We start from the raw sequence: 17,709 nt of genomic DNA, 5'->3' as shown, positions 1-17,709 counted from the left end.
AACCTTCCCTTATGCTTAATTCAAAAAATGAAATTATCTTTCCTGTTGCAAGTGGGCATGACCCACATATACCAGTCTCGGCGTAGGCTTTAGTCCCCCCGTATAGGGGATCCATCTTCCTTAAAGCTGGCCGAGTATATTGATCTGTTTAGATTCTTGCAAGTTTGTATGCTATATCATTTCTGGGCGGATCTGGTAAAAATATCCAGTAGATAAGTCGTCAGAGCCTGATTAGCGCCATGTCCGCATTTTGAAAAGGGGCAACCCAGTTCGTATGGCACTTCCATAGGACGGGGAGTTCCGTGGTAGACGACCTCATCACGACCGGCCTTGGATTCTTTGACCAGAATCTGCATGGTGATGAAGCAGGTATTGGGACCACTGCGGATGCGCTGAATTTCAGGGGACCATTCATCGATCAGAACCGGGTATTCATGGAAGAAAGGTCCGCCGAGAAAACCGTCATAAGCGATTCCCACATGCTGGGATTCTCCGGCGGCGGCAAGCTTGGGTGAAATGGAGCCGATGCGTGCTTCTATAAGGTAATTAGGACTTCCGTTGGGATCATAATGATAGCCCACCCCCTGCAGGGCTGTTATGATATTCTGCTCTATGGGAACAACTCCGGCTTCAATCTTTTGGGGAAGGCCGTTGTCTTTCAAATCAAAGAGGACTACTTGCACATTGAATGAGCCCTGAGTGGGGTTGAATACTGTCATGGGAACCGTGGGCTTAGCTTCGTGTCCGGCACAGCCGCTGATGAGTATGAGCAGGAAGAGACAAAAGAATTTTACAAGAGCGGATTTTTTTAACATAACTACCCCTTGAGTTAGGTGAATGATATTTTGTACCATTTGTATATCAAAGCTGGAAACCGGGCAATATCCGTCTTGGCAAGTGTTTGCCGGACAACATGTGCGTCACCGAAGCGGGTTTTAATCAAAAAAATAGGTATATTTCCTTGATATAGGCCGTGCAGGTAACTAAAGTGGACTTATGCGATGTCCAGATAACTGGATAAAGGATAGATTTCTGGGAGTCACCATATGCTGGATAATGAAATTTTACTTGATGCTGGAACAAACGAATTTGAGATTATTGAATTTTTTATTGATGATCTTGAATGCGGAGAAAGCAAGCGTGATTACTTCGGTATAAACGTGGCCAAGGTGCTTGAAGTGGTGGAGGCTCCCGGCGGTCTGGAAGCAGGGGAGGGTGCTCCCCATCCAAGCTATCTGGGCACAATGTCTCTCCGCGATATAATTCTTCCGGTAATTGATCTCGCGGTTTGGTTGGATATTGACCGCAAAGAATCTGAAAACGAACTTATCGTGGTTACTGAGATCAACAATGTAATAACCGGATTTCTAGTCACCGGCGTCACCCAGATTCACCGCATAGGCTGGGGCGATCTTAAGACTCCCAATAAGTATATCGCGGATATGGATACTAACTGCATCACCGGTACAGTCCATCTTGATGAACGTTTTGTGCTTATGATCGATCTAGAGCGAATCCTCGGCGAGCTTGACCCGGAAATGGCGGAAAGAAGTGACGGCAAGGTCTATTCTGCTCCGGAACAGATGACAGCAGTTCTGGTTGATGATTCCGTCTCTGTGCGTACTCTGCTAAATAAAAATTTCGAAGCTGCAAATTTTGATGTGAAAATTTATACCAACGGACAGGAAGCGTGGGACGCCCTGCGGGAAATGAATTCCGAAGCCAAGCAAAGCGGAAGCTCAATTACCGATATCGTGGATGTCGTTGTTTCTGATATTGAGATGCCGCAGATGGACGGTTACACCCTGACCAAGAATATCAAGGATCATGCGGAGCTTTCAAAACTACCCGTAATTCTATTCTCTTCCTTGATTACCAAGGGGTTGTATCATAAAGGAGAGGCCGTTAAGGCGGATGACCAGATCACCAAGCCGGAATTCAACGAACTTACCGGACGGGCTATTGCTTTGATTGAAAAATATAGAGGAACCGGAGTTTCCTTTTAGCGCACCGCGGTTTAGTTGGATAGCTGCCTAATTTTTGTCATGCGGGGCTGAGTCTCAGTTCCCGCGCATTTCTACTGGCTTATAAATGACTTTTTGCGGATCAATGTCTGTATCATGGAAGTAGCTCTTGATCATCTCTGCTATTTTGCCGTTGGCCTGCATTTCGGCCAGTGTGTTGTTTAATTGGACATAGCAGTTCTTCTTTTTTGAATTTTTAGGGTAGGAAAAGTAGACGTTTACCGTATCAACCACATAGGGAAGCACAATAACTTTTTCTTCCAAGCCCTGACTCTTTATTTTAAACACGGTATCAATGTATGTCCCGATGAAGAAGTCAGAATAGCCCCGGACCAGTCTGTTTATCGCTGTTTGATCGTCCGTGACTTCGGTGAATGTCCCCTTTCCTGAGTGCACAAAGTTATCGAAGATCTCTCCGTAGCTTCCGCCTCTCATTTTCTCCCCTTTTTTCCCTTCAAGGTCGATGAGTCGTTCCAGCTTGAAAGGTTTACAGGCGAATATGTGTAGCTGATTACGCAGGATGGGAGGAGAAAAGAGCATTGTGCTTGCTCGGGACTTGTTCCAGAATATTCCGCACATGATGTCCAGTTTGCCCCTTTCCAGTGACATGATTGCCCTCTTCCAGGGAAACTCGCGGAACTGAAGCTTATATCCGTTTCGCCGTGCCGCTTCGCTTAAAATATCGTACATTAAACCGTATGGCTGCCCTGTTTTATCCTTTAGCAGGAACGGTTTCCAGTCCATTTGCCCGGAAACATAAAGAATAGTTCCGTCCGCCTGTACTGCCGGAGCAAATGAGAATACTGCCACTATTATCAGTGTGATTATGTCTTTTATGATTCTGGCAGAAATATTCTGGTATATCATATTAAAATATTATCACGGCTTATTTTGAGCGCAAAGAAAAAAGAATCCCTCCGGACTTGCGTTCGGAGGGATTAATCTGCTGCTATTTTTTCATCCAGCCGCGCCCTTTCATGCATTTTTCAAATGTTGATTCATAGGCGTAGTTTTCGGAAAACTCTGCTTCATAAGTAGTAGGTTCCGGCGGTTCTCCGTCAGTCTGAGCACCGACAGGGACATTCTGCGCGTTGTAGTTTTCACAGAATTCGCGGTCACGATCAAAGATTTCCTTTTCTTTGGCCGGATCGGCAATATTCGGGTTGTGCCAGGAACTGCATCCTCCGAGCATGAGCAGGGCTGCTGTCAGCAAAACGATTTTTTTCATTCAGGACTCCTTTAAAATTATTCCGCCTTGAGGTCGCGGTTCATCAGGTCGCATACCGCTGTTGCGGGATCTTTGTCTTCGTACAGAATTTTGTAGACCTGTTCGGTTATGGGCAGTTCTACACCGAGTTTCCGGGCCAGAAAGTGAACCGATTCCGTTGTTTTAACACCTTCAGCGACCATGCGCATCTTCAGGATTTCGCTGAGCTTCAAACCCTGTCCCAATTTAAGGCCAACCTGCCTGTTACGCGACAGGTCTCCGGTGCAGGTCAGAACGAGGTCGCCCATGCCGGAAAGACCCATAAAGGTTGAGGGTTGCGCTCCCATCGCTATCCCAAGTCTGCTCATTTCAGCAATACCGCGGGTGATCAGGGCCGCTCGGGTATTATGCCCGAATTTTAAACCGTCGGCCATACCTGCGGCAATGGCCATGATGTTTTTAATGGCTCCGCCGATTTCAACTCCGCGATAATCCGGGTTGGTGTATATCCTCAGGTAGGGTGTCGAGAAAAATTCCTGCACTTCAGCGGCAAGTTTTTCGTCCTCGCAGCCAAGCACGATGGAAGTGGGCAGTTCCGAGCTGAGTTCATAAGCAAAGGTAGGACCGGAAAGGTGGGCGAATCTGGGATTCAAGCCGTCCAAAGCTTCATTTACAACCTGAGACATGGGCGCTCCGGTTTTTAGCTCAATACCTTTACTGGCGCAGATAACCGCCGGATTTTCCGGAAAGTACTGCTTCATTTCAATGAGCGAGTTGCGCAGGAACTGACTGGGGACTACAAGAATATAATAGTCGGCTCCGGTGATTACTTCTTTGGCATCACTGCTGGTTTTAAGGTTTTCGGAAAGTTTGAAATCAGGTAGAAATACGCTATTATATCCAGTGCTGTTGATTTCATCACTGAGTTCTTTTTCGCGGACCCAGAGGTGGGTGTCATGTCCTTTTTTGGCGAGGGTATTGGCAAGGGTAGTTCCCCATGCTCCTGCACCGATCACTGCAATTTTCATTTATAAATCTCCTTGGAAATACTATTCAGCGTGAATATAAGATCGAATTCAAGTTACATCCCGTGGAAAAATTTGGCAACCTGTTCAAAAATGAAAGGGGGTTAGCGATAGTGAAAAAGAAAAATTGCATGGATGGTTGGACCTGTATATTCTGGTGTTGTTTTCAGAATTAAATCTAAGGAAGCCTCATGATTCGTATCGAAAAAACAACCCCGCGCTTCAAGCTGGTGCTGGCAATTGAAAAAATGGGTAAAGATCTGAATGTCAGTCTTTACGGTGGAGACGAAGCCCATATCGGAGCTGTTGCCCTTGCTGTGCCCCATGCAGGATTGCGCGAGCGGGAGAAAACTGACGCTTCAGTTTCAGTTCTCGCAGTAACCGGGCATAAAGAAGACGAACTGGCCCGCAGGATCGGGTATGCTCTGGCAACCGCTTTCAATTGCACTGTCTCCGTGTCCTGCGGAATCCATCTTGTGAAAGCAACAAAGCAGGAAATCAGAGATGTCCTGCAGGTTGCAGATCTGCTTTTAGAACAGGCTTTGCAGAAGCTTGCCTAATTGGGAAGTTTCTTTACTCCCAGCTTAGAAAGCCGTGAATCGAAGGTTGAGCGGTTCAGGTTGGCGACCTTAGCTGCGCGGGAAATGTTGCCCTCACATTTTTCCAACACAAATTTAGCGTAAGCCCCTTCCACTTCATTCCAGGTCAGCCCTTCAAGATCAATGTTGGAGACTTTACATCCGTCTTCCATGAACGGGGTGTAGTTTTCATGTGAATGGTCAAAGGGAGCCTCGCACCACCATTGGTTTTCGCGAATGTAAGCGGGCAGGTGACCTGCCTCAACTACATCGTCATGACAGAGCACCATGAGCTGGCGGACGAAGTTTTCCAGTTCGCGGATGTTGCCCGGCCAGCGGTAAGAACGGATCCGTTTCATGGCGTCCGGGCTGATCTTTTTGCGCTCGCAATTCATGAATTTGGCTTCGCGGTCGATGAAATGTTCTGCGAGGAACGGAATGTCCTCCTTGCGGTCACGCAGGGGAGGCAAATGCAGCGGCAGAACGTTCAGTCTGTAGAATAGATCCTGCCTGAATTCGCTGTCGGCAATGGCTCTTTCAAGGTTTTTGTTGGTAGCGGAAATGATACGCATATTGACTTTGCGTGATTGCGGTGACCCCAGCGGTTTTATCTCATTTTCTTCCAGTGCCCGTAGCATCTTTGCCTGTAGGCCGTACTCCATTTCACCCAGTTCATCCAGAAAGACCGTGCCTCCGTCGGCGGCTTCAAACAGGCCCATTTTGTTCCGGGATGCCCCGGTGAATGCTCCTTTCACATATCCGAAAAGTTCCGACTCCATAAGTTGACCGGGAATTGCACTGCAGTTCTGCACCAATAGCGGCATGTCCCTGCGATGGCTGCGGCGATGGATTTCCTTGGCAATGAGTTCCTTACCTGTTCCTGATTCGCCATAAATAAGGATGGGGTAATCAGTGACTGCGTAGCTGTCCACCAGTTCCATAACTTCGTTGAAAGCCTGACTGACCCCGATGATGAACCGCCCGGAATACATGGAATCAATGGTTTCGGTGAGCTGTTTTACCTGCTCCAGACGTTTGTGCTGGATCAGCGCATTGGACAGGGCTATGGAGCCGATGTCGATCATATCCTGCAGGATTTTCATGTTCTCCGGTTGCAGATCAAGCTTTCTGCCGCCCGCGCTGGTATCGATGATCTGTAAGGCCCCGTAAATTTCGCCGTTGGTCAAAAAGAGCGGAAAGCAGAGAATGAGTTTGCTTTTCAGTTTGAAATTTTCTTCGACCCCTGTGTAATGCCTGTGGTCAACGCCGCCCTCGGCGATTGTCATTTCTTTATTTTCCAGCACCCAGCCTACAATACTTGTCTGTTTCGCACTCAGGGTCATGCCCACTACATTTTGGCTTTCAGCTCCTTCCGCTTCAATGCATTGAATACGGTCGCCCTTTTTAATCCATATGGAACCACGTTCCACATTCTGTAGATTGAGAATCAGTTGTAGAAAGCGTTTTTGCAATTCGCTGATGGAGAGTTCGTCGGCCAGTTCTTTTAGAAAACTTACGTAGGGCATTTATCAGTCCTGTCTGGTGGTTGGATCAGCGGAAAATTTATCAACAAGCTGTAACGAAATATCGTAATGAGCTGATTAAATCAAATACCTTTATGAAATATCAGCGCAAATAATTAATACATTTTTAATTCATTCTTAATAAAACTATATATTTGCATGTTGTGGCACGGTTGATGCCTTATGAAAGATGTCGGCAGAGGAAGTCGGAAGTCAATCGGGTAAGCACAATCAGTTTCAACAGGAGTGAGTTATGGGTCTGTTTTCATGGATTAAGAAGAAGGCTGCACAGGTAAAGAGTTTCGTAACCAAAAGCTACAAGACTGCCGCTGCATTTGTGACCAAGAAGTACAATGAAGCTGCTTCATTCGTTAAAAGTACTGTTTCCACTGCCTCCAGCTGGATCAAGGGTGTAAAGAACGGAACTGTGAAACTTACAGCGGAGTCCATCGGAGGAGCGGCCAGTTGGCTGGCCGGTAAGGTCGGCACTGCTGCCAAGTGGGTCGGTAATACCGCAGTTACCGCAGCAAACTGGGCCAAGCAGAAGTTCAACACCGCTAGTAACTGGGTTGCAGGCACTTACAAGGAAGGCAAAAAGTATTTCGAAACTGCCAGTAATTTCCTGTCCGGATCGAAGTCTGTGACTGAATCATCCGGAAGTGCTCTGACCAGCGCGCCTGCCAACGGTCAGTCGCTTGCCTACCGTGACTACTCCAAGCTCAGTGCCTCCAGTGCGGATGCTTCGGTTTCCGGTGACAAGGAAAAGAAAACCCAACTCTTAGCCAGTTAAAGAAATGCCTCCGGCGGCTGGGGAGGGAAACTTTTGGGAAAAGTTTCCCTCCCCAGACCCCACCCTTCAAAACTTTTTAATAGGTCTTCGACGCTGGGAGCAGAGGTGTTGCGGTTTAACTATTGGCCGTTTCCCACTGTTACTTTTGGGATGAGGAAATGTGTATTTCCTAAGGGCAAGGAGGGGAGAGTAAATGGCACGTACAAGAGAATTCAACATTTCTGCACTGTCTAATCTGGCGGCAGTGTTTTCGCATTACAGACTGAATGTTTCAGCCGAAGACCTCTGCCGTGAATATGATGTTGTCGGGGAGAGTGTCAGCACTGTACGGTTCTTGCGTATGGCTCGTGAGAATGGGCTTGAGGCTGGAATGCGCAGTATGCGTTGGAATCGGCTGCATGCATTGGACAAGGCTTTTCCTGTTCTTGGTGTGCTTAAGAATGGTGAAACTTTGGTTTTCTCCGGCTTTGAGCAGGGCGAAAGCAGAAGCGATGACCGTTTGGTGCTTTTTACCGGGGAAGGACTGCAGTTCATGGAGCGGGCTGCCGTTGAAGAAATCTGGAGCGGAGAAGTAATCCTTTTTAAGCCTGTGAAGCAGGAGGGCGAGAAACGGTTCGGCTTGCTCTGGTTCGGGGCGCAGGTTCTGTTTGAGAAGCGTATTTTTTCCGAGGTGGTCATTATTGCGCTGGTCCTTAACCTGCTGGCCTTTGCCATTCCGCTCTATTTTCAGAATGTAGTTGATAAAGTGCTGGCCCACCACGCAGTCACCACCCTGCATGTGATGGGGATCGGCGTGGTCGGTGCGGTACTGTTTGAAGGCATATTGCGCTTCCTGCGGGAATACCTGTTGCGATTTGCCACTTCGCGCATTGATTTGCGGTTGGCTATGAAAACCTTTGCCCGTCTGGTGCGGCTGCCGCTTGATTTCTTCGAGCGCAGCTTTGCCGGGGTCGTGGTCAAGCACATGCAGCAGGTGGAGCAGATCCGGGAATTTCTGACCGGGAACATGCTGGAGACCATGCTTGATGCTACGGCCCTGCTGGTCTTCCTGCCCATCCTTTATTTATATAGTCCGAAGTTGACTTTCATAGTGCTCGGATTTGCCGTGCTGACGGCGATATGCATCGGCCTGATGCTCGGGCCTTTCTACGGGCGGCTGCTGCGCTTGTATGATGCAGAAGGGCGGCGGCAGGCCCTGCTTGTGGAAACTATCACCGGAATGAATACGGTCAAGTCGCTGGCTCTTGAGCCTTCGCGTAACAAACGCTGGGAAGACGGTTCGGCGCAGTCGGTCTCGAGTAATTTTTCGGTAGAACAAATGGCTGCAGCCGGGCAGGCTATAATCAAGACTCTCGAACGTTTAATGACAGTTTCGGTTATTTGGGTGGGTGTGAGCTCAGTGTTTGAAGGAACCATGACTGTGGGGGCATTGATTGCTTTCCAGATGCTTTCCCAGAATGTGACCACACCACTTATCAGATTGGTTGAACTGGTCCATGAATACCAGAAAACCCATTTGGCAGTGAATATGCTCGGTGAGATCATGAATCGCAGGCCGGAGCCGGGGTTCGACCGCAGGGGCACTCGTCCTGAAATACAGGGCGGTCTGGAAATCAGTAATCTCAGCTTTTCCTATGTTCCGGGCGAGAGTCCCGCACTGGAAAGTATCGACCTGAACATCGAACCCGGCGAAGTGCTTGGCGTGGTCGGGCGCAGCGGATCAGGTAAAACCACCCTGACCCGGCTCATTCAAGGGCTGTATCCGGTTCAGAAAGGCAACATCGCTTTCGATGGAACCGAAATCCGGGAGATGGATATACGCCACTTGCGGGATTCCATCGGTGTGGTTCTACAGGAGAATTTCATTTTTCACGGATCTGTGCGGGAGAATATCGGTCTTGCAAGACCGGGGGCTGACTTTGAAAAGATTGTTGCAGCCGCAAAGCTGGCCGGAGCAGATGAATTTATCCGTAAACTTCCGCAGGGGTATGAAACCATACTTGATGAAAACGGCGCAAATCTTTCAGGTGGACAGAAGCAGCGGCTGGCAATTGCCCGCGCTTTGATGAAAGACCCCGGCCTGATCATATTTGATGAAGCTACTTCAGCCTTAGATCCTGAAAGCGAATACCGCATTCAGGAAAATCTGGAGCAGATTGCCGAGGGCCGTTCCATGATCATCGTGGCGCATAGACTTTCCACCCTGCGCCATGCAGACCGAATTATAGTCATGGAAGATGGGAGTATCGATGCGCAGGGTACGCACAAAGAATTGCTCATGGCCTCGCTCATCTATCGCAATCTCTGGGAAAAGCAGACACGGGGAATGGAAGCGGCATAGCAGGGAAATCCCATCATAGACGTTCTATAAACCAACGCGGTGAAATCCTGTTAAAAAAGTTTGGGAGAGTCCAGAGAACCCTTTTCAAAGGGTTCTCTGGACCCCGGAGGGATCGCCGATAGGCTCCCCGAAGGGACCCGCGGCAGCGCCGCCGGAGGCATCCACATGAGAAGAAGACACTCCCTTAAAAAGAACGAACTTGAATTCTTGCCGGACTCAGTGAAAATTCGTGAACGTAAAGTCCCGCTGGCAGCAAGATTCTCGTTGTTCACTATCTTGAGCCTTATTGCTTTCTGCATTGCATGGGCCTGCATCGGCAGGGTAGATAAGGTGGTCATCGCCAAGGGCAAGGTTGTAACGTCGGACCGCCCTGTGGTTGTCCAGCCGATCCAGACTGCGATTATCCGCAGCATGAACGTGAAAGAGGGAGACGTAGTGGAACCCGGACAAATGCTGGCAACTCTTGATCCTACATTCTCTGATGCTGATGAGGCGGAAATTGCCAGTCGTGAAGAATATCTATTGGCCCTTGTCGCACGTATTGAGGCGGAGCTGGCAGGACGCAGCATCGAAAATGTATCCAACCAGTTGGTTCAGGGACAGGTCCGGCTGATGGCTATCCGCATGGAGCAGCAGAAGTTCCGGCTGGAGTCCCTTGATAATGAGATCGATACCCTTGAACGCAAAGTGGAAGCTGCTGAAGCAGAGCAGGGTCGGTTAAAGCTCAGCCGCAGAAGTCTGCGCGAGATAGAGGAGACCTACAAAGGACTTTTTGAAAAGCAGATGTGTTCCAAGCTGGAATACCTCAAAGCCCGCGAAGATCGCCGTGAGCTTTCCCGCAAGGTGGCTGCTGCCGGGGAATCTGCGGCCCAGATCAAAGAACAGCTGGAGAAAGCTCGCGCCCTGCGTGTGTCGCAGGAAAAGGATTATCATGCTGATTTGACCAAGGCACTGGTTGAGGCCCGTCAGGAACTTAATGAACTGCGCCACCGGCATATCAAGGCCGAGCGTATCCGGGAACTTGTGGAAATCCGTGCCCCGCGCCGTGCTGTGGTTAAGGAAACAGCACAACTTGCCGCCGGGTCCATTGCCCGCGAAGCCGAAACGTTAATGGTGCTCGCACCGTTGGATTCGACTCTGGAGGCGGATGTTGAAATCAATGGTCGTGATATAGGCAGGGTGCGTAAAGGAGTCCCGGTGCGAATCAAGCTGGAGGCTTTCCCTTTCCAGCGGCATGGAATCATGCTCGGCAGTGTGGTTATGATCAGCCCGGATGCCTTTCTGAAGCAGGACGGTAGTAATGGAGAAAGTCTGGTTTACCGCGCCAAGGTAAAAATTGAGCAGAGTGAACTGCGTAACGTGCCGGAAGGATTCAGCCTTATTCCCGGTATGCAGCTGGCAGCTGAAATGCAGGTGGGGCAGCGCCGATTGATAACTTACTTCCTTGATCCGATTCTTCGCGGATTCGATGAAAGTTTTAGAGAGGGATGATACAAAAAAGGCCCGGAAGCTTATGCTTCCGGGCCTTTTAAATTGTCTGGTGTTCAGAACTATTCTTCGTCTTCGGGTGCGTCAGCGATGGCGCATTCGGTGGTCAGCAGCAGGCTGGACACGGAAGCAGAGTTCTGGAGAGCGATACGGGTAACCTTTTTGGGGTCGATAACACCGGCCTTGATGAGGTCTTCGTATTCGCCGGTTCCAGCGTTGAAGCCGAAACCGTCTTTGCCTGCGGCAACTTTCTCAACAACAACGGAACCTTCGAAACCGGCGTTAGCTGCGATCATGCGCAGGGGCTGCTGTGCAGCACGGCGGATAATGTTGATACCGGCCAGCTCGTCGTCGTTGCCTGCTTTGAGGTCGTCGAGGACTTTAGCGCAACGAACAAGGGCGGTACCACCACCAGCAACGATGCCTTCTTCAACAGCAGCGCGGGTTGCGTTCAGAGCATCTTCAACGCGTGCTTTCTTTTCTTTCATTTCAACTTCGGTAGCAGCACCAACTTTGATTACTGCAACACCGCCAACCAGCTTGGCGAGGCGTTCCTGAAGTTTTTCCTGATCGTAGGAGGAAGAAGAATCAGCAATCTGAGATTCAATCTGCTTTACGCGGCCTTTGATATCTTCAACATTGCCTGCGCCGTCTACGATTACGGTGTTTTCTTTGTCGATGCGTACACGCTTAGCGGTACCAAGACCTTCAACGGTCATAGCGTCGAGGGAAAGACCGATATCTTCGGAAACAACGGTCGCACCGGTGAGGGTCGCGATGTCTTTGAGCATTTCCTTGCGGCGGTCACCGAAGCCGGGTGCTTTGATAGCGCAAACATTCAGGTTGGCGCGGAGGCGGTTAACAACGAGAGTTGCCAGAGCTTCGCCGTCTACGTCTTCTGCAACGATGAGCAGGGGACGGGACATTTTCAGAACCTGCTCAAGGATGGGCAGAAGTTCTTTCATGTTGGAGATTTTCTTTTCGCAAAGAAGGATCATGGGATCTTCGAATTCGCAAACCATTTTGTCGGTGTCGGTTGCGAAGTAGGGGGAGAGGTAACCGCGGTCGAACTGCATGCCTTCAACAACATCGAGTTCGGTCTTCATGGACTTGGCTTCCTCAACGGTGATAACGCCTTCTTTACCTACTTTGTCCATAGCTTCAGCGAGGATTTCACCGATGGTGGAGTCGCTGTTTGCGGAGATGGTACCGACCTGAGCGATTTCAGCTTTGTCGCGGGTGGGCTTGGCAAGTTTGCCGAGCTCTTCAACGATAGCTTCAACTGCGGAATCGATACCGCGTTTGATGGACATGGGGTTACGGCCTGCTGCAACGAGCTTTACACCTTCTTCGAAGATGGACTGAGCAAGAACGGTAGCGGTAGTAGTACCGTCACCGGCGATGTCGTTGGTTTTGGAAGCAACTTCCTTAACCATCTGTGCGCCCATGTTTTCAAACTTGTCTTCGAGGTCGATTTCCTTGGCAACAGTCACACCGTCTTTGGTGATGGTGGGAGCGCCCCAGGATTTTTCGATAACAACGTTACGGCCTTTGGGTCCGAGGGTAACCTTTACTGCTTCAGCGAGGGTATCAACGCCTTTTTTCAGGCGGTCACGTGCGGTTACGTCAAATTCAATTGTTTTTGCCATGTCTTATATTCTCCTGATCTGGAAAAAAAAATTTATTGAGAGGGTCTTACTCGACGATTGCGAGAATTTCGTCTTCGCGCATGATGATGAATTCGTCAGCGTCGATTTTCAGTTCGTTGCCGGCATATTTGGCGAAAAGAACGATATCACCGGCTTTAACGGTCATGGGGTTGTTGTCTTTACCGGGACCGGCTGCAACAACTTCACCTTTCATGGGCTTTTCTTTTGCGGAATCGGGGATGATGATGCCGCTGGCGGTCTTCTGCTCGGTTTCTACACGCTTGATGAGTACGCGATCCTGTAAAGGCTTGAGATTCATGTTTCCTCCAGAATAAATAACTTTTTTTAGATAAGATAAGTAATCCGCGTGATTGTGGCGGATCATACTTTTAAATTTCAAAGCCTGCATATCTCAGCAGGCCGGATACTTCCGCAGAAGCTGACATAAATTAAGACACCCTGCGCATATGTCAACACCGGAAATCAAAAAAAACTCGTCCTTTTTTGCGACTAATATTATATGTAGTTTGCATCAATTTTGAGACTATATCTGATTTGAGTCTTAATTTCCTTGACAGATGCCTGTCATTCCTTGTAATTCGCCCGTTCCGCCCTTTCAGCGCTGCCCGACACCTGTTTGGTGGGACATTATCATTTTAGTGATTTATATTTAAATAATGTCTCCAAAGTTAAGATTCGTTTTTCACTATGGCTTTTTCCTGCTTTCTGGTGTAGTGGGCTTTTAGGGGTACGGACATCCGCCGCCTGAGCGCGGAAAAAATACTTTGAAGGAGTTAATTATGAGTAAAACTGTTCTTGTTAAGAAAATCCGGGAAAAACTGGAACTGAGTGCAAAAGACGCATCCGCAGCACTTGACGGCGTTCTCAGCGCAATCGAAGACGGCCTTAAAGAAGAAGGCAATGTTACCCTTACAGGTTTTGGTACTTTTAAAACCGTAGAACGCTCCGCACGCACCGGACGTAACCCCCAGACCGGCGAAGCTATCCAGATTCCCGCTTCCCGTGGCGTAAAATTCACCCCCGGAAAATTTCTCAAGGACGCAGTTAAATAATTCTGGTTCAGACGAAGTTTTTAAAAGCCGTTTCCGGGTAACACCGGAAACGGCTTTTTTTTATGTGTACAATAATTAATTATACCCATAGCCTTCCTCTCTATCCCGCTGCGTCTCAGACTGATGAATGATCAAAAATGTCATGATGATACAAATATAAAGACCTAGCAGAGTCATAAGCTTTGGGAGTTAATAATATGAAAAAATTATGGAACGAACCCTTCGGGTATAAACATGTTCTGAATATAAGCATGCCCCTTGCGGTGAGCATGGCCTCGACCACTATAATGCAGGTTACCGACCGTATCTTTCTTGGTCGTTATTCAATGGAAGCCATTGCCGCCGCACTGCCTGCAGGTATCCTTTCCTTCCTGTTCATTTCCTTTTTTATGGGGGTGGCCAGCTATATTAATGTATTCATAGCCCAATACACCGGAGCCGCCAAACCGGAGCGGGTTGCCTCCAGTCTCTGGCAGGGTATTTATTTCGCGCTTGGTTCATGGTTAATCCTAGGCGTCATGGGCTTCTGGTTGACTCCGCTGCTAAAAAGCGGAGGGCATCCACCTGAGGTGCTTGAGCTTGAAATTCAATATTTCCGTATTCTTATGCTGGGAGCAGGGCTTCCGGTGCTTGATACCGCGCTTTCCGGTTTTTTTGCCGGGCGAGGCCTGACCCGCACTGTTATGGTGGTCAATATGATTGGTGCTGCGGTGAATATCCCGCTGGACTATGCGCTAATCAACGGCGTCTGGATTTTCCCGGAAATGGGTATTCGCGGGGCCGGTATAGCCACTATTACGGCAATGGCGGTTATTGTTTCCATCTACATTCCGCTGATTTTCAACCGTGAGAATGAAGAAGCCTTTAAGACCCGCAGTAATTACCGTTTTGAACCGGAACTGTTCAAACGCTTTATTTCGTTCGGCCTGTCAAACGGTGTGCAGTTCTTTCTCGACATCTTCGCCATTACATTTTTTGTCTACATGGTCGGAAGGCTGGGAACTGTTATCCTTGCTGCCAGCAATATTGTGCTTTCCATTGACGGGGTTTCATTTTTTCCGGCTTACGGCATTGCTGTCGGTGTCAGCACACTGGTGGGGCAGGCTATCGGTCAGGGGCGTCCTGACTACGCCCGGCGGGCCACTAAATGCGCCCTTCATATCACAACAGTATGGATGCTGTTCATGGGAATTATTTACCTGCTCCTGCCGGAAATGCTTCTCAGTTTGTTCCGTCCGGACAATATAACCGATGTTCAGTTTATGGATATTCTGGATTACGGGACCCATTTCCTGCTCTTCACAGCGGCTTACATCCTCTTTGACGGAATGGCGCTGGTTTATTCCGGGGCTTTGAAAGGTGCAGGAGATGTTGTCTATGTCATGAAAAGCGTGGGACTCTGCTGCATCGCGGTAATGGTTATCCCCTGCTATATGGGCGTGGAGGTGTATCCTTCCGGCCCGTACTTTCTATGGACGATCTTTACGCTTTACGTGATCGTATTGAGTGCGGCTTTCTATTACCGGTTCAGAACCGGGAAATGGGAGGAAATGAAGGTTATCGAATAAAAAAAAGCCGGGTTGATATTTCAACCCGGCTTTTTCGCGGAAAATCTTTTTTAGGTGTCTTGTGTTGCCAGCAGCATTTCAGGTCTGACTTTTTGCAGGAAGCCGTATGCGGAAGCACATATGAAACCTTCGATGATCATGACCGGGATATGCCCGTACACAATCATCTGAGCCGCTGAAGTAAAGCTCTCATCTGTGAATGAAAGGGCCAGTGCGGTCAGTATTGCGGAAAAAGCGACCGATAAAGAGCCGCAAAGAAATGCACCAATACTCATGTTGAGAGCATTTTTATTGAGCAGGGGCCGGAACATGTAGTGGCATGCCACAGCAGGAAGAGCCATGATGGCGGTATTTACCCCGATAACCGTGAGGCCTCCATACTGAAACAGGACCGCCTGTAAAAGTAGTCCGGTCAGGATTGCCGGAAAAGCAGCCCAGCCGAGCAGAAGTCCCATAAGGCCGCTAAGAATCAGGTGCGCACTTGAAGGTCCGACGGGGATGTGGATCAGCGAAGCAACAAAAAAAACTGAGGACAGCAGGGCTACGGAAATAAGTTTTTCCGAGTCCATTTTTTTTAGACCTATCATGGTTCCTGTTGCCGCGACCACTGCTCCGGTGGCCAGCACCGGGAGTGATAGTATTCCTTCAGATATGTGCATTCGATTGTCCCTACTTTTTCATTTGAGAGGTTCTGTCTGCATACTTTTTTTGAAAGTATAGCACACTAAAGAGCGTGTCAAGCTGGTGTATAAAATGAACAAGCAGGTTAAAGTAGTCTGAGAAGCCTAATCACAAACGTAATTATCTAATATTTTTAAAAGGTCTTTGTTCTCAAATGGTTTTGATAGGTAATTGTCCATACCGGCAGCTAGAAATCTGGCCTTGTCTCCTTTCATTGCGTAAGCTGTCATGGCGATAATGGGAATATCTTTAATCTTTTCACCCACATCCCCCCGGCGAATGGCTTTGGTTGCAGTAAGACCGTCCATGATCGGCATTTGTATGTCCATCATTATAAGATCGTATGACTCACTGGAAAGTTTTTCCAGCGCCCGTTGCCCGTTTTCTGCCGTACTGACTTCAAATCCGGCCAGTTCCATCTGCCGTGCGGCTGCGAGTCTGCTTATAGCCTCGTCTTCAACAAGAAGAACGCGTGATTTGCTGTGTATTGATTGAGTAAAAGGAGCCTTTTCCTTAAACTCGCAGGTCTGGGGCGGTATGCCGAAAGGAATACAGAAATATACGGTTGTACCTTTGCCGTATTCACTTTCCACAGCAATGTTGCCTCCCATAAGCATCACCAGCTGTTTACAGATGGTCAGTCCCAGACCGGCTCCTTGGTGCAGACGGCTCGGTCCCTCACTGCACTGGGTGAACGGGGCAAACAGTTCATCCATTTTATCGTCTGGAATACCGGGCCCGGTATCGCTGACTGAAAATAGTATTTTGCTGAGATCCGAGGACAGTGTCGGCAGCGGGTATGTTTCGAGGGTAATTTTCCCGTGTTCAGTAAATTTCATGGCATTACCCAGAATATTTGTCAGCACTTGTTGCAAGCGTGCGGCATCTCCTTGAACACAGACAGCTGTGTTCGGATGAATATTCATTTCCATGGTAATGTTTTTCTGTCGGATGACAGGGCGGTAGAGGTCGACAATATTGTGCATCAGCTCCGGCAGATCAAAGGGAGTGAATTCCATGATCAGTTTGCCTGCTTCAACGCGCGAAAGGTCGAGAATATCGGATAAAAGATTAGCCAGTCGCTTAGCGCCCATGACGGCAAGATCGATGTATTCCTGCTGCTCGTGGTCTTGCGAGGTCATTTTCAGAAGTTGTAACATGCCAAGGATGCCGTTGAGCGGGGTTCGGATCTCATGGCTCATATTGGCAAGAAATTCACTCTTGGCCCGATTTGCAGATTCAGCCACTTCCTTTGCTCTTATCAGCTGGGTATGGGCTTTTTTTATCTCTGTCAGGTCTACATCAATACAATACATATATTTACTGCCGTCATGATTCTCCTGCATCACGTGGGCTGAGTATACCGGGACCACAGTTCCGTCTTTGCGCAATAATTCGAGTTCACCCGCCGGAATCCTGATTCCATTCTTGTGCCAATTAGTAATGTGGGCAATTACATCTTTACGCATATATTCGGGGATAATGAGATCTTCAAGTTTTTTGCCCAAGGCTTCTTCGCGGGAATATCCGTAAAGATTTTCGCTGGCAGTATTCCAGAAAATAACCTTACGGTCCTTGTCATAACCTTGCACTGAGACCATCTCAACATGGTCAATCAGCTTCCGGAACTGTTTTTCTAAGTAGCGGTCAGTTCCGTATAGTTGAGCTTCAAGTTCGGCAATTCTGGCATCTTTCGTCCGAATTTCTGCGAGAAGCATTTGTTTGCTTTTTTCCATACCTGCAAATCCCGGTGTTTATGTCT

At 48.6% G+C, this 17,709-nt stretch carries 16 protein-coding genes; 7 read left to right on the top strand and 9 right to left on the bottom strand.

Annotated features, from left to right (window positions below; translation table 11 throughout):
- Positions 1-176: 176 nt before the first annotated feature.
- A complete protein-coding gene (locus ACNI29_RS03635) occupies positions 177-815 on the bottom strand; it encodes a hypothetical protein (RefSeq protein ID WP_419780830.1) in 639 nt (212 codons plus the stop codon).
- A 231-nt stretch (positions 816-1,046) separates the two neighbouring features.
- On the opposite strand from ACNI29_RS03635, the gene ACNI29_RS03630 reads away from it, so the two are divergent.
- Positions 1,047-2,006, top strand: a complete 960-nt coding sequence (locus ACNI29_RS03630; protein WP_419780829.1) for a chemotaxis protein — start codon at positions 1,047-1,049, stop codon at positions 2,004-2,006.
- A 54-nt stretch (positions 2,007-2,060) separates the two neighbouring features.
- On the opposite strand, the gene ACNI29_RS03625 is transcribed toward ACNI29_RS03630, so the two are convergent.
- The 3 genes from ACNI29_RS03625 to ACNI29_RS03615 all read right to left on the bottom strand — a co-directional run bounded on the left by ACNI29_RS03625 (position 2,061) and on the right by ACNI29_RS03615 (position 4,259).
- Entirely contained in the window at positions 2,061-2,834 is a 774-nt protein-coding gene (locus tag ACNI29_RS03625) for a substrate-binding periplasmic protein (RefSeq protein WP_419780828.1), read from the bottom strand.
- A gap of 139 nt (positions 2,835-2,973) precedes the next feature.
- Positions 2,974-3,252 (bottom strand): hypothetical protein, encoded by a 279-nt coding sequence (locus tag ACNI29_RS03620; protein ID WP_419780827.1) that lies wholly within the window; start codon positions 3,250-3,252, stop codon positions 2,974-2,976.
- Between the two features lie 17 nt (positions 3,253-3,269).
- The gene (locus tag ACNI29_RS03615) at positions 3,270-4,259 is read right to left on the bottom strand and encodes an NAD(P)H-dependent glycerol-3-phosphate dehydrogenase (RefSeq protein ID WP_419780826.1); all 990 of its coding nucleotides are present in this window, start codon (positions 4,257-4,259) and stop codon (positions 3,270-3,272) included.
- A gap of 188 nt (positions 4,260-4,447) precedes the next feature.
- On the opposite strand from ACNI29_RS03615, the gene lpdD reads away from it, so the two are divergent.
- Positions 4,448-4,816: a prenylated flavin chaperone LpdD gene (lpdD, locus tag ACNI29_RS03610; protein ID WP_419780825.1), complete on the top strand. Its 369-nt coding sequence runs from the start codon at positions 4,448-4,450 to the stop codon at positions 4,814-4,816.
- Here the strand turns inward: lpdD and ACNI29_RS03605 are convergent.
- The gene (locus ACNI29_RS03605; protein ID WP_419780824.1) at positions 4,813-6,360 is read right to left on the bottom strand and encodes a sigma-54-dependent Fis family transcriptional regulator; all 1,548 of its coding nucleotides are present in this window, start codon (positions 6,358-6,360) and stop codon (positions 4,813-4,815) included. The genes lpdD and ACNI29_RS03605 overlap by 4 nt on opposite strands.
- A gap of 250 nt (positions 6,361-6,610) precedes the next feature.
- Between ACNI29_RS03605 and ACNI29_RS03600 the strand changes: the two genes are divergently transcribed.
- The 3 genes from ACNI29_RS03600 (at position 6,611) to ACNI29_RS03590 (ending at position 10,979) form a co-directional block, all read left to right on the top strand.
- The gene (locus ACNI29_RS03600; protein WP_419780823.1) at positions 6,611-7,147 is read left to right on the top strand and encodes a hypothetical protein; all 537 of its coding nucleotides are present in this window, start codon (positions 6,611-6,613) and stop codon (positions 7,145-7,147) included.
- A 193-nt stretch (positions 7,148-7,340) separates the two neighbouring features.
- Positions 7,341-9,488, top strand: a complete 2,148-nt coding sequence (locus ACNI29_RS03595; protein WP_419780822.1) for a peptidase domain-containing ABC transporter — start codon at positions 7,341-7,343, stop codon at positions 9,486-9,488.
- A 165-nt stretch (positions 9,489-9,653) separates the two neighbouring features.
- Positions 9,654-10,979 (top strand): HlyD family type I secretion periplasmic adaptor subunit, encoded by a 1,326-nt coding sequence (locus tag ACNI29_RS03590; protein WP_419780821.1) that lies wholly within the window; start codon positions 9,654-9,656, stop codon positions 10,977-10,979.
- A gap of 59 nt (positions 10,980-11,038) precedes the next feature.
- On the opposite strand, the gene groL is transcribed toward ACNI29_RS03590, so the two are convergent.
- Together groL and ACNI29_RS03580 are read right to left on the bottom strand one after the other, a co-directional pair.
- A complete protein-coding gene (gene groL, locus ACNI29_RS03585) occupies positions 11,039-12,625 on the bottom strand; it encodes a chaperonin GroEL (RefSeq protein WP_419780820.1) in 1,587 nt (528 codons plus the stop codon).
- A gap of 46 nt (positions 12,626-12,671) precedes the next feature.
- On the bottom strand, positions 12,672-12,944 hold the full coding sequence (locus ACNI29_RS03580; RefSeq protein ID WP_419780819.1) for a co-chaperone GroES: 273 nt from the start codon (positions 12,942-12,944) through the stop codon (positions 12,672-12,674).
- A gap of 481 nt (positions 12,945-13,425) precedes the next feature.
- Between ACNI29_RS03580 and ACNI29_RS03575 the strand changes: the two genes are divergently transcribed.
- Both ACNI29_RS03575 and ACNI29_RS03570 read left to right on the top strand, forming a co-directional pair.
- On the top strand, positions 13,426-13,698 hold the full coding sequence (locus tag ACNI29_RS03575; RefSeq protein ID WP_015850656.1) for an HU family DNA-binding protein: 273 nt from the start codon (positions 13,426-13,428) through the stop codon (positions 13,696-13,698).
- Between the two features lie 197 nt (positions 13,699-13,895).
- The gene (locus tag ACNI29_RS03570) at positions 13,896-15,266 is read left to right on the top strand and encodes an MATE family efflux transporter (RefSeq protein WP_419780818.1); all 1,371 of its coding nucleotides are present in this window, start codon (positions 13,896-13,898) and stop codon (positions 15,264-15,266) included.
- Positions 15,267-15,316: 50 nt separating this feature from the next.
- Here the strand turns inward: ACNI29_RS03570 and cbiM are convergent, their stop codons facing one another.
- Both cbiM and ACNI29_RS03560 read right to left on the bottom strand, forming a co-directional pair.
- A complete protein-coding gene (gene cbiM / locus ACNI29_RS03565; protein ID WP_419780817.1) occupies positions 15,317-15,925 on the bottom strand; it encodes a cobalt transporter CbiM in 609 nt (202 codons plus the stop codon).
- A 126-nt stretch (positions 15,926-16,051) separates the two neighbouring features.
- Positions 16,052-17,683, bottom strand: coding sequence for a PAS domain-containing hybrid sensor histidine kinase/response regulator (locus ACNI29_RS03560; protein WP_419780816.1), 1,632 nt, complete (start codon positions 17,681-17,683; stop codon positions 16,052-16,054).
- Between the last annotated feature and the right edge of the window lie 26 nt (positions 17,684-17,709).

Origin of the sequence: Maridesulfovibrio spiralis (SeqCode) (genome assembly GCF_048571135.1) — a bacterium.
Lineage (GTDB): Bacteria > Desulfobacterota > Desulfovibrionia > Desulfovibrionales > Desulfovibrionaceae > Maridesulfovibrio > Maridesulfovibrio spiralis.
Note: the sequence above shows the minus strand (reverse complement) of the source record. Positions and strands in the feature narration are given on the sequence as shown.